Raw genomic sequence first — 12,423 nt, 5'->3', positions numbered from 1 at the left:
GCTCAGCGGGTAGGGGTGGGCGTCACGCCGAACGAATCCTCGACCCGCCGCTCGAACTCTTGCTCGCAGCGCTGCTGAGCCGCGGTGTCGTCGCCGGCCTGCTGCAGGCAGGACACGTAGTCCCGGCCGCCGACGTCGTCGAACCATCGCGCGCCGAAGTAGGTCCAGATGCCGACGAACACCAGTGACAACACGCATGCGATGGCGCCGAGCGCGATTCCGGAGACGGCGACGCCGGAGTTGGTGGCTTCTCCGCGCTTGCACCGCCCGCGGGCCAGTATTCCGAGAATGATCGCGGTGATGCCGAATATCAGTCCGCCGATCACCGACCACACGAGCAGCAGCCCGAAGATCGCGAGCAGGAGCGCCGCGATGCCCAGCCCGTTGGCGGGGGCACGCGTGGCTGGTTGCATGGGGTATCCGCCGTATGGTGGCGGCGGCGGGTAGGCACCGGGATACGCGCCCGGTGGCGGCCCGTAGGGGTACGCCGGTGGCGGGGGAGGTCCGGCCGGCTGCGGCTCGTCAGACCCGGGCGGGTTTGATCGCTCGTCGGTCATGTCTGTGAGGCTACTCGCCGATCGCGGTGCCCGGTTGCGGACAGCGGACGACGGGGCAGTCGAGAGTGTCCGGAAGATGGTGGGTGGCCACGACGACGGTGCGCTCGGCGGCGAACCAATCGCCCGGAGTGAGGATTTCGGTGAGGATCCGCCGGCCATCGGCGGCGTCGAGGTTCTCGGTGGGCTCGTCGAGCAGAACGACGGAGAAATCCGACAGCAGCACCCTGGCCAGTAAGAGCCGGCGGCGCTCCCCGGCCGATAGAGCGTTGTGGCCGCCCTCCAGTACGGTCGACAGCCCGTCGGGCAGTGTGGCCAGCCAGTCGGTGAGGCCGACACGCCGGATCGCGGAGAGCAATTCGGCGTCGGTGGCGTCCCCGCGGACGACCAGCAGGTTGTCCCGCACCGTGGTTTCGAAGACGTGTGCGTCCTCGGCGAAAAAGGCTGCGCGCCCCGGAGTTTCGTTGAGCTGCTCGGTCATCGCCATCAGCAGTGTGGTCTTGCCGGAGCCGCTCGGGCCGACGACGGCGAGCCGGCCCGTGGCCGGAATGTCGACGGGCGCAACGGAGGGGCGTCGTCGGGCCGCTGGGTCGCTCTCGGTGAGCTCGAGGAGACGTCGGGCGGCGATGCGGGCTCTGGTGAGACCGACGGCAGCGTCGGGAAGCGCCGTGGTGGCCTCGAAGGCCGACAGGGGTAACAACATCAGGATGGCCAGCGTGGTCGGTGCGGTCGTGGGAGCCAGCGCGATGCCTGCGACGACGGCGCCCAGCACACTGGCTCCGATGGCGATGCTGGGCATGGCTGCCGCCAGCGCCGCCGGGGCCGCGGCACGGTCGGCGGCATGCCCCCAGTCGCGGTGGTGGCGCTCCGCGGTGGCGATCACCTCGTCGAGCCGTCCGCTCACCCGCAACTCCGGAGCGTACGCGAGGGCAAGCATGGTCGCCGAGTCGCGTTCACTACGGTGCTGTACCGCAACCGATTCGGCGGCAGCCACGGCGCGGGCGGTGATCGCCGGGGCCGCCACGCCGGCGATCAGCAGGCACAGTCCCAGTACCGCGGCCGCGCTCGGTGAGATGAGGGCGATGACGCCGACGGCTGCGCAGCTGAGCACCGCGGCCACCACGATCGGCAGCACCGAGCGCACCACCACATCGGACAGCTCGTCGACGGAGCTGCCTACGCGGGCCACCAGTTCGCCATTGGGCAACCGTGTCGCCTCGTCTTCGGGTCCGGTGGCGAGTTTGCGGTACAGCCCGGTCCGGGCGTTGGCCGCGGCCCGTAATGCCGTGTCGTGGGCGGCCAGCCGCTGGCAGTAGCCGAGGACGCCGCGCGAGATACCCAGTGCGCGCACCGCAACCACGGCCACCGAGAGGTCGAGGATCGGGGGCATCTGCCAGGCCCGGGTGATCAACCACGCCGAAACACCGGCCAGGGCCAGCGCGCTGCCGAGTGAGAGCACTCCGAGGGCACTCGCCAGGATCAGCCGGCCCAGCCGGGGCCGCAACAGCTCCAGCGTCAGCCGGAGAAGCGGGTCACGACGGAACATGTACGGCCCCAATCGTGATCACCTGATCGCCGATGGCCAACACCGGATCGCGGTGCCCGACCACCACCACGGTGGCGCCGGCTCGTGCCCGCGCCACCACGGCCTGCAGGACGCGCTGTTCCAGGGCGGCGTCCAAGTGGGCGGTGGGCTCGTCGAGCAGCAGCACATGCGCGGACGACCCGAGGGCGCGGGCGAGCCCCAGCCGTTGCCTCTGTCCCAGCGACAGACCGACGCCGGTGCGGCCGATCCGGGTGTCCAGGCCGTCGGGAAGGTCGGCGAGGACATCGTCGAACCCGGCCGCGCGGCAGGCCCCGTCCAGGTCGTCCAGCGGCCCGAGCAGCTCCAGGTTCTCGCGGACGGTGCCCGGGATGAGAACCGGGCGGTGGGGGAGCCAGGCGACGGTGTGCCACCACGCCGTCAGGTCCAGGTCGCCGACGTCGACACCGTCGATTCGTACCGGGCCCGACGGCAGCGTGGTCAGTCCGAGAATGGCCTGCAGTGCAGTGGATTTTCCCGCCCCGTTGGGCCCCGTCAGGATCGTCACCCGGCCGGGTCCGATCGCCGGTCCTAGATCGTCGAGCACGATCGTCGGTGCCGAATCCGACAGCCGGACACCACCTTCTGCCGGTGAGCGCGCCTCGCACAACCGGAAAGCCTGTGCTGCCGCCGTTTTCCCGTCTTGGGCGGCATGAAACGCAGCGCCTACCCGCCGCAGCGGCCAGAACACCTCGGGGGCCAGCAGCAGAACGGTCAAACCCGCCGTCAGGGTCACCTCGCCGTACACCAGCCGCACACCGACGCTGACCGCCACCAATGCCACGCCGAGTGTGGCCAGCAGTTCAAGCACCAGCGACGAAAGAAAGGCGATCCGCAGGGTCGCCATCGCCGAACGGCGATGGGCGGCAGCCAGTTCGGAGATCCGCTGGACCGATCCGCCGGCTCGGCCGACCGCGCGCAGCGTCGGAATCCCCGCCACCAGATCGAGCAATCGGGCCTGCAATGTGGTCATCGCGGCCAGTGCTGCCGCCGACCGCTCGGCGGTGACCAGACCGATCAGCACCATGAACACGGGGATCAGGGGTAGTGCGATCAGGACGATCGCTGCGGCCTGCAGGTCGTAACAGGCCATCACCACCACCGCCACCGGGGTGAGGATCGCCGCCTGCATCACCGCGGGCAGATAGCCGGTGAAATAGGGGCGCAGCCCGTCGAGCCCCCGCGTCACCACGGCCGCGGCGGCGTCGCGGTCAGCGGCCAACTGCCTGGGCGGCGCGGTGGTTACCGACCGCAGCACCTGTCCGGACAACTCTCCGATGATCGCGGTGGCGCCGCGCTGGGACAGCCGGCCCTGCAGCCAGTGTGCGGCTGCCCGCAGCACCCACAGCGCCGACAACGCGGCCAGGGCCGCGCCGTGGCGGGTCGCTGTGCCCGGGTCGGTGATGATCGCGGCGACGATGTGCGCCAGCACCACGGCTGCGGCAATGGTGCAGGCGCTGATGGTCACCCCGCATGCCACTGTCGCCATGAGGTGGCGCCGCAGTGCCGCCGTCGACCCGGAGGCGCCGCGGATGCCCAGTACCCGCCAGAGATTCAGACTGACCGCCGCGACAACCCGATGGGGGCCGGGATGCGATCGGCCGAAATCCGCTTGCGGAACACCCAGTACGTCCAGCCCTGGTACACCAGGACCAGCGGCAGCAAGGTCAACGACGCCCAGCTCATGATCTTCAGGGTGTACGGGGTCGACGAGCCGTTGTAGATCGTCACGCCCCATTCCGGATTGAGGGTGGATGGCAGCAGGTACGGGTACATCACTCCGAACAGCAGGACGACGACGGCCGCCACGACCACCACGGTCGAGACGAACGCCCATCCTTCCCGCGACCGCGACCACATCAGCGCCACCGAGATGAGCAGCGCGATCACCGCCACCGCCAACGCGGCCCAGGTCCATGGCTTGCCGTGAGCCAGTTGCGTCCACAGCCCGAACCCGCCGGCCAGCAGGATGACCGGCAGAGTCAGTATCCGGGCGAACCGGAAGGCGTCATCGCGTATGGGCCCGGCGGTCTTGAGGGCGATGAACACCGAACCGTAGAACGCGAACAACGATGCGGTGGCCAGGCCACCGAGCAGGGTGTAGGCGTTGAGCACGTCGCCGATCGAGGCATCGACGCGATGGTCGGCGTCGATCGGCAAGCCGCGCACCAGGATTGCGAAGGCGACACCCCACAGGATGGCGGGCAACCACGATCCGACGGCGATGCCGAGGTCCGCATACTTGCGCCACTTGGTGTCGTCGATCTTGCCGCGCCACTCGATGCCGACGATGCGCAGGATCATGCCGAACAGGATGGCCAGCAGCGGTAGGTACAGCGCTGAGAACAGAGTGGCGTACCAGTTCGGGAACGCCGCGAACATGGCGGCGCCCGCGGTGATCAGCCACACCTCATTGGCATCCCACACCGGTCCGATGGTGTTGAGCACAGCGCGCCTCCGGCTTTCCGGATCGCCTTCGCCTGCGCTGGCCAGCGGCGCCATCAGCATGCCGACGCCGAAGTCAAAGCCTTCCAGTACCACGAATCCGAGGAACAGAACGGCGATGAGTATGAACCAAAGCTCTTGGAGTCCCATCTGCGATCAGTCCTCTCAGTAAGCGAAAGACAAGGGGGCAGATTCGTCCTCGCCGGGAGGCGTGGGCGGTGCCGGTTCGGAGTCGTGTTCCAGGGGTCCTTCGGTGACATAGCGACGCATCAGCCAGAACCAGACGACCGCGAGGACGCCGTAGAGCAGGGTGAAGACCGCAAGCGAGAAAAACACCGTGCCGGCCGAATGATCCGACACGCCTTGCTGCACGGTCAGCCGGACCATCTGGTCGCCGGTCGGGTTGGGTACCACCACCCAGGGTTGACGTCCCATTTCGGTGAACACCCAGCCCGCGGAGTTGGCCAGGAATGGTGTCGGCAGTGTGATCAGCGCGAAAATGCCGAACCACCGCTGATCGGGCAGCCGGCGGCCCCGGGTGAGCCACAGGGCGACCAGCGCGAACGCCAGCGGCACCAGCATCAGGCCGATCATGGCCCGGAACGACCAGTAGGTGACGAAAAGGTTGGGCCGGTAATCGCCGGGTCCGAACTTTGATTCGTATTGCCGCTGAAGGTCATTGACACCCTCCAGAGTCACACCGCTGAACTTGCCTTCGGCCAGGAAGGGCAGGACGTAGGGCACCTCGATCACGTGGGTCACGCTGGCGCAGTTGTTGTGCGTGCCGACGGTGAGGACCGAGAAGTCCGGGTCGGTCTGCGTGTCGCAGAGTGATTCGGCCGAAGCCATTTTCATCGGCTGCTGGACAAACATCAGCTTGCCCTGGACGTCGCCGGTGAAGAACAGCACCACCACGGCCGCCAGTGCGACGACGCTGCCGAGAATGGTGGCGGGCCGGTACATCCCCGCGGAGTCCGCGGTGGGTTCGGCGGCCGGGGTGTCCAGGCTCTCTTCGCGGGCGGCGCGCCGCCGGTCCCGCACCATCAGCCAGGCGCTGACGGCCGCGACGAAGGTGCCGGCGGTGAGCAGTGATCCGGCGACGACGTGCATGAACGCCCAGATCGCCGTGTTGTTGGTCAGCAGGGCGCCGAAATCGATCAGCTCCGCGCGGCCGCTCTCCGGGTTGAACTTGGCGCCGACCGGGTGCTGCATGAACGAGTTCGCCGCGATGATGAAGAAGGCTGACGCGTTGACCGCGAAGGCCACCATCCAGATGCAGAACAGGTGGACCGCCCGGGGGAGCCGGGTCCAACCGAAGATCCACAAGCCGATGAAGGTGGACTCGACGAAGAACGCGACCAGGCCTTCGAATGCCAGCGGAGCGCCGAAGATGTCACCGACGAATCGGGAGTACTCGCTCCAGTTCATGCCGAACTGGAACTCCTGCACGATGCCGGTTGCCACACCGATGGCGAAGTTGATCAGGAACAGTTTGCCGAAGAAGCGGGTCAGTCGATACCAGCTGTCGTTGCCGGTCACCACCCACGCCGTCTGCATGACGGCGATGAGTGGCGCCAACCCGATGGTCAGCGGAACGAATATGAAGTGGTAGACGGTGGTGATCCCGAACTGCCACCGCGATACGTCCAAAGCGTCCATCTGGTCCTACTTCCGAGGTCTCAGACCAATCTACGACGGAGTGTAGTAGATGTTCGGGTAGAAACCGCCGTCGCTGACCGGTGTCCTACGTCACGACGCCGGCGCCTCCGGCGAGAACGCGGCCTTGAGCTTCTTGGCGTCGCTGCGGATGCCGAACGCCGAGATCACCTCGAACACGCCGACGATGATCAGGATGATGCCGGTGACCTGAGTCAGGGCGACCAGACCTTCCAGCGGGGCGACGAACATGATGATGCCGGCGATCACGCTGATGATGCCGACGATGATCTCCCAGATACGTCCGGGCAGCGACGGGTCTCCGATGGCCGACATCGTTGTCGCGACACCGCGGAAGATGAACCCGACGCCGATCCAGATCGCCAGCAGATCGACCGAATTCTGTAGGTTGACGAAGCACAGCACGGCCAGGACGAGCGCGGCGGCACCGCCGATGAACAGCAACACCCGTCCGCCGACGGACGCACGGAGGCTGAATGCCAGTACGAGCTGTGAGATGCCGGTGATCAACAGATAGGCGCCGAAGAAAATGGCGGTGACGAAGATCGCCGCTCCGGGGCGGATGAATACGAGGATGCCGAGGAGGATGGCGAGGATGCCGGTGACTAACGCCGTCTTCCACAGGTGCGGCAACAAGCTTGGGGCAGCGGTGCTTTCCATGGTCGCAGTGTGGCACAGACAGCGGCCCTGAACACGGATTTTACGGTACGGCTGTGGCGTCGAAGCATGCTCGTTAAGGTTCCGTTACCGGCGCTGCATCCCCGGCCGGAGGGCGTTAACGTCTCCGATTTGGGATAGCCCGACCACAGCCGCAGACAGAGAAAAGAGGCAATCGTGACAGTTGGATGTCAACCCCGACGAAGCAAGGTGTGGCGTTTCGCGGTGGTGGTCGCCGCCAGCGGCGCACTGGCAATGTCGGGCTGCGCCACCAACACCGATAGCAGCGGGCCGGCTACCGAGACCACCGCGGCGTCGGCCGAGAAGGTCGACGCGATCGCCAACACCCTGCCGGAGCCGATCAAATCGAGCGGCAAGCTCATCATCGGCACCGATCCGTCGTACCCCCCGAACGAATTCAAGGACCCCGCCGGCAAGATCATCGGCTTCGACGTCGATTTGATGAATGCCATCGCCGCGACGCTGGGCCTCACTCCCGAGTACCGGGCCTCGCTGTTCGACAAGATCATTCCGTCGGTTCAGGGCGGCAACTACAACGTCGGTATGTCCTCGTTCACCGACTCGAAGAAACGTGAGGAGCAGGTCGACTTCGTCACCTACTTCAAGGCCGGCTCGGCGTGGGCGCAGAAGGTCGGTGCGGGCATCAACCCGGATGACGCCTGCGGCAAGAAGGTTGCGGTGCAGACGGCCACCGTGCAGGACACCGAAGAGATGCCGGCCCGCATCAAGAAGTGCCTGGAGGCCGGTAAGCCCACGATCAATGTCATCAAGTTCGATGACCAGACCGCGGCCACCAGTGCGGTCATGCTGGGTCAGGCCGACGCCATGTCCGCGGACTCGCCGGTGACGGCCTACGCGATCAAGCAGAGTGACGGCAAGTTGGAGGCCGCGGGGGAGATCTTCGATTCCGCTCCCTACGGGTGGGCCGTGCAGAAGGGCTCGCCGCTGGCCGAATCCCTCAGGCAGGCACTGCAGCACCTCATCGACAGCGGGGCGTACAAGCAGGTGGCCACCAACTGGGGTGCCGAGAACGGGATGATCGACAAGCCGGTCATCAACGGTGCAGTCAGCTGAGCCGCCGATGACTGATGCGTCGCCGCCGCCCGCCATCGACGCGGTCCCGCTGCGACATCCGTGGCGGTGGGTGGCGGCGGGGATCATTGTCATCCTGCTCGGGCTGTTCGTCTGGGGCGCGGCCACCAACGAGGCATACGGATGGCAGACGTACGCCAAGTACCTCTTCGACCAACGGATTTCCGAAGCTGCCTGGAACACACTGCAACTGACCATCTACTCGATGGTCTTGGCGCTGGTGCTCGGCGTGATTCTCGCGGTGATGCGGTTATCGCCGAACCCGGTGCTCAAGGCGGTGTCCTGGACGTATCTGTGGATCTTCCGCGGCACACCGATCTACGTCCAGTTGGTGCTGTGGGGCCTGGTACCGGTGATCTACAAGAACATCCAGCTCGGTGTGCCGTGGGGTCCGACGCTGTTCGAGTTCAGCCTGGCCGATCCGAATGTGTTCTGGCTGGCGGTTCTCGGCCTGGGCCTGAACGAGGCCGCCTATATGGCCGAGATCATCCGGGGCGGGCTGATCTCGGTACCCGAAGGCCAGACCGAAGCCTCTGTCGCGCTCGGCATGTCGTGGGGAATGACGATGCGGCGCACCGTTCTTCCTCAGGCGATGCGCGTCATCATCCCGCCGACCGGCAACGAGTTCATCAGCATGCTCAAGACCACATCGCTGGTCACCGCCGTGCCGTACAGCTTCGAGTTGTACGGCCGCTCAAAAGATATCGGGGTCGCATTGTTCGAGCCGGTTCCGCTGCTGCTGGTGGCTTCCACCTGGTACCTGGCGATCACCAGCGTCCTGATGGTCGGGCAGTACTACCTGGAGCGGCACTTCTCGCGGGGTGCGTCGCGCAGGCTCACCTCCAAACAGCTTCAGGCTCTGGCCAAAGCGCAGATGGGAGAACCGCATCCATGACCGCTGCCGCCGAACCGATGGTGCGGGCCGAAACCGTGTGCAAGAACTTCGGTGCCCTGCACGTCCTCAAGGGCGTCACCCTGGACGTCGGCAGGGGTGAGGTTTTGTGCATGGTCGGTCCGTCGGGCTCGGGCAAGTCGACGTTCCTGCGGTGCATCAACCATCTCGAGCAGGTCAACGCCGGCCGGCTCTACGTCGACGGGGAGCTGATCGGCTATCGCGAACGCGGCGGCAAGCTGCACGAGATGGCCCCGCGAGACGCCGCTCGCCAACGCCGCGACATCGGCATGGTGTTCCAGCATTTCAACCTGTTCCCGCACCGTACGGCGCTGGAGAACATCATCGAGGCACCCATCCGGGTCAAGAAGGTGAAAAAGGAAGCCGCGGTGGCTCGGGCGAAGGACCTGCTCGACCAGGTGGGGTTGGCCGCCAAGGCCGACGCCTATCCGGCCCAGCTGTCGGGCGGACAGCAGCAGCGGGTGGCCATCGCCCGGGCACTGGCGATGAACCCCAAGCTGATGCTGTTCGACGAGCCGACGTCGGCACTGGATCCCGAGCTGGTCGGTGAGGTGCTGGCGGTGATCAAGAAACTGGCGGGCGAGGGCATGACCATGGTGGTGGTCACTCACGAAATGGGTTTTGCCCGTGAGGTCGCCGACAAGCTGGTGTTCATGGACGGCGGCGTGATCGTGGAGAGCGGTCCTCCGCGCGAGGTGATGGCCAATCCCAAACACGCACGCACAAAGGAGTTTCTGTCGAAGGTGATGTAGCTTCGATTACGTGGCTTCCGCACGAGATGGCGTATTCGTCACTGCCGGTGAACTTCGTGAGCACATCGCCTCCGGGAGTCCCGTCACCGTGTTGGACGTGCGTTGGTCATTGGCCGAGCCCGATGGTGAACAGGCGTACCTGACCGGCCATCTTCCCGGCGCCGTCTACGTCTCGCTGGACGACGACCTGTCCGATCACCGGGTCACCGGCCGTGGCCGCCATCCGTTGCCCTCCGGGGCGGACCTGCAGGCAGCCGCACGCCGTTGGGGCGTGCGCAAGGGCGTACCGACGGTGGTCTACGACGACTGGAACCGCGCCGGGTCGTCCCGGGCCTGGTGGGTGTTGACCGCGGCCGGGGTCGACGGCGTCCGCATCCTCGACGGAGGTCTTCCGGCCTGGACCGCGGCGGGTGAGGTTCTGCAATCCGGCCCGGTCACGCCCGGGCCCGGTGATGTCGAGGTCATCCACGACGACCTGTACCGCGGGGCACTGCGCACCCTGACCGCCGAACAGGCGCAGTCGGGCGTCGATGTGCTGCTGGATGCGCGGGCGCCGGAACGGTTTCGCGGCGACGCTGAACCGGTCGACCCGGTGGCCGGCCACATCCCCGGGGCGGTCAATCTGCCCAGCACCCAGTTGCTTTCCGCCGACGGCACACTGCTCCCGGATGCCGGGCTTCACGCGCTTCTCGCCGATCTTGGCATAGCCGGTGGCGCCAAAGCCGGCGCCTACTGCGGGTCAGGGGTGACGGCGGCGCTGGCGGTGGCTGCCCTGGCTGCCGCCGGCGTGAACGCGGCACTGTATCCCGGGTCGTGGTCGGAGTGGGCCTCTGATCCGGACCGGCCCGTGGCACGGGGCGACGGGTAGCCCGACGCGCCAGATCGGTGCTCCCTGGCGCTGCTGGGCAACTTTATGCTGGGCGCATGCAGCGCCGCCCGGACCCGGTCACGCCGTTGTGGCGTGCCGCGCAGATCTTCCGGCTGCTGAGCTGTCTGTACGCAGTGGGTTTTCAGATCGCGATCAACGACGATCTGATGCGTCCGGTACTGGCCGGCGTGCTGTGTGCGGTGCTGATCGCCTGGAGCATCGCGTGCGCGATCGCCTACCTGCAGGGTTTCGGCCGTCGCCCGGCGTGGGTGATCGCCGAGATCGTGGTGGTCCTGGCGCTCATGCTCTCGACCGAGCTGGTGGCGTCCGACCACTGGATCGCCGACAACCAGTCCTGGCCCACCACGTTGTGGGCGACGAATGCCACCATTTCGGCCGCACTGCAATTCGGCCCGGTCGGAGGTATGGCGGCCGGCCTGACGGTGATGGCCGCCGCGGCCGCGCTGAAGGGCTACGTCAGCGTCAATCTGGGCCGCAACGCCACCATCGTCATCGAATTGGCCGTCGGTCTCGCGGTGGGGATGGCGGCCCAGACCGCGCGCCGTGCCCACTCCGAGTTGGAGCGCGCGGCGCGGCTGACCGCGTCGCTGGAGGAACGGGAGCGGTTGTCACGCCGCGTGCACGACGGAGCCATTCAGGTGCTGGCCTTGGTATCCCGGCGCGGACGCGAAATCGGTGGTGAGACAGCCGAATTGGCTGAATTGGCGGGCGAGCAGGAGCGCGCCTTGCGCAGGTTGGTCAGCGCGCCCGACCCGGAGGTGCACACCGGCGGGGCGACCGACATCGGCGCGCTGCTGCGGAGCCGCGCCTCCGATCGGGTCTCGGTCAGCCTCCCGGCCGAGCCGGTGTTGCTCGAACATGAAACTGCCCAAGAGTTGTTCGCCGCGGCGTGCAATGCCCTCGACAACGCGGCCGCACACGCCGGTGCCGACGCCCGGGTCTTCGTACTGTTGGAAGATCTGGGCGATTCGGTGACGGTGAGCATCCGTGACGACGGGGTGGGTATCGGCGACGGGCGCCTGGCCGAGGCGGTCGGCGAAGGCCATGTGGGTATCGCGAAATCAATTGTGGGCCGCATGGATTGGCTGGGCGGACAAGCCGTGCTGCACACGGCACCGGGTTGCGGCACGGAATGGGAGCTGACGCTGCCCCGCCCGAGTGGCACCGCGATGGAGAAGGGGCAGTGATGACCGAGGCAGCACTGACCGTGATGGTCGTCGACGATCACCCGATTTGGCGCGACGCGGTGGCCCGTGACCTCGCCGACGAGGGGTTCGACGTGGTGGCCACCGCCGATGGCGTGGCTTCGGCGCGCAGGCGGGCCGGCGTGGTCCTGCCCGATGTGGTGGTCATGGACATGAGCCTGTCCGACGGTAGCGGTGCCACAGCCACCGCCGAGGTGCTGTCGGTGTCGCCGTCGTCGCGGGTGCTGGTGCTCTCGGCCTCCGACGAGCGCGACGACGTTCTGGAGGCGGTGAAGGCCGGGGCCACCGGCTATCTGGTGAAGAGTGCGTCGAAAGCCGAGCTGACCGACGCGGTGCGGGCCACCGCGGACGGGCGTGCGGTGTTCACCCCGGGGCTGGCCGGGCTGGTCCTGGGTGAATACCGGCGGATCGCGCAACGGCCGGACGACGGCCCGGCCACTCCCAGTCTGACCGAGCGGGAGACCGAGGTGCTGCGTTACGTGGCAAAAGGATTGACGGCCAAGCAGATCGCCACCCGCCTCTCGCTGAGCCACCGGACGGTGGAAAACCATGTCCAGGCGACGTTCCGCAAGCTGCAGGTCGCCAACCGCGTCGAGTTGGCGCGCTACGCCATCGAGCACGGACTCGACGAGTAGT

Annotated in this window: 12 protein-coding genes; 6 read left to right on the top strand and 6 right to left on the bottom strand. The window is 67.1% G+C overall.

The features are described from left to right. Nucleotides 1–2: 2 nt before the first annotated feature. The 6 genes from BN2156_RS06555 to BN2156_RS06530 all read right to left on the bottom strand — a co-directional run bounded on the left by BN2156_RS06555 (nucleotide 3) and on the right by BN2156_RS06530 (nucleotide 6,918). A complete protein-coding gene (locus BN2156_RS06555) occupies nucleotides 3–557 on the bottom strand; it encodes a DUF4190 domain-containing protein (protein WP_090511561.1) in 555 nt (184 codons plus the stop codon). Nucleotides 558–567: 10 nt separating this feature from the next. Beyond that, entirely contained in the window at nucleotides 568–2,100 is a 1,533-nt protein-coding gene (locus BN2156_RS06550) for an ATP-binding cassette domain-containing protein (RefSeq protein WP_090511559.1), read from the bottom strand. After that, nucleotides 2,087–3,640, bottom strand: coding sequence for a thiol reductant ABC exporter subunit CydD (gene cydD / locus BN2156_RS06545; RefSeq protein WP_210436636.1), 1,554 nt, complete (start codon nucleotides 3,638–3,640; stop codon nucleotides 2,087–2,089). Before cydD ends, BN2156_RS06550 begins: the two co-directional genes overlap by 14 nt. 50 nt (nucleotides 3,641–3,690) lie before the next feature. Further along, nucleotides 3,691–4,731: a cytochrome d ubiquinol oxidase subunit II gene (gene cydB / locus BN2156_RS06540; RefSeq protein ID WP_090511553.1), complete on the bottom strand. Its 1,041-nt coding sequence runs from the start codon at nucleotides 4,729–4,731 to the stop codon at nucleotides 3,691–3,693. 15 nt (nucleotides 4,732–4,746) lie between these two features. Further along, a complete protein-coding gene (locus BN2156_RS06535; protein WP_090511551.1) occupies nucleotides 4,747–6,240 on the bottom strand; it encodes a cytochrome ubiquinol oxidase subunit I in 1,494 nt (497 codons plus the stop codon). Nucleotides 6,241–6,330: 90 nt separating this feature from the next. After that, nucleotides 6,331–6,918 carry an HdeD family acid-resistance protein gene (locus BN2156_RS06530; protein ID WP_090511546.1) on the bottom strand — a complete coding sequence of 196 codons (588 nt, stop codon included), beginning with the start codon at nucleotides 6,916–6,918 and terminating at the stop codon, nucleotides 6,331–6,333. Nucleotides 6,919–7,125: 207 nt separating this feature from the next. On the opposite strand from BN2156_RS06530, the gene BN2156_RS06525 reads away from it, so the two are divergent. The 6 genes from BN2156_RS06525 to BN2156_RS06500 are packed head-to-tail and all read left to right on the top strand — an operon-like array spanning nucleotide 7,126 to nucleotide 12,422. After that, nucleotides 7,126–8,010, top strand: coding sequence for an ABC transporter substrate-binding protein (locus BN2156_RS06525; protein WP_090511544.1), 885 nt, complete (start codon nucleotides 7,126–7,128; stop codon nucleotides 8,008–8,010). 7 nt (nucleotides 8,011–8,017) lie between these two features. Continuing rightward, nucleotides 8,018–8,923 (top strand): amino acid ABC transporter permease, encoded by a 906-nt coding sequence (locus BN2156_RS06520; protein WP_090511541.1) that lies wholly within the window; start codon nucleotides 8,018–8,020, stop codon nucleotides 8,921–8,923. Between the two features lie 17 nt (nucleotides 8,924–8,940). Beyond that, on the top strand, nucleotides 8,941–9,693 hold the full coding sequence (locus BN2156_RS06515) for an amino acid ABC transporter ATP-binding protein (RefSeq protein ID WP_090515573.1): 753 nt from the start codon (nucleotides 8,941–8,943) through the stop codon (nucleotides 9,691–9,693). A gap of 10 nt (nucleotides 9,694–9,703) precedes the next feature. Beyond that, on the top strand, nucleotides 9,704–10,561 hold the full coding sequence (locus BN2156_RS06510) for a sulfurtransferase (protein WP_090511539.1): 858 nt from the start codon (nucleotides 9,704–9,706) through the stop codon (nucleotides 10,559–10,561). 56 nt (nucleotides 10,562–10,617) lie between these two features. Further along, complete coding sequence (gene macS, locus BN2156_RS06505) at nucleotides 10,618–11,769, top strand: MacS family sensor histidine kinase (protein WP_090511537.1); 1,152 nt, start codon at nucleotides 10,618–10,620, stop codon at nucleotides 11,767–11,769. Further along, on the top strand, nucleotides 11,769–12,422 hold the full coding sequence (locus BN2156_RS06500) for a response regulator (RefSeq protein ID WP_162490746.1): 654 nt from the start codon (nucleotides 11,769–11,771) through the stop codon (nucleotides 12,420–12,422). The genes macS and BN2156_RS06500 overlap by 1 nt, the downstream gene beginning before the upstream one ends. The last annotated feature ends 1 nt before the right edge of the window (nucleotide 12,423 follow it).

It is taken from the genome of Mycolicibacterium neworleansense (genome assembly GCF_001245615.1).
In the GTDB taxonomy this organism is placed as follows: domain Bacteria; phylum Actinomycetota; class Actinomycetes; order Mycobacteriales; family Mycobacteriaceae; genus Mycobacterium; species Mycobacterium neworleansense.
This window is presented reverse-complemented; position numbering and strand designations above follow the sequence as displayed.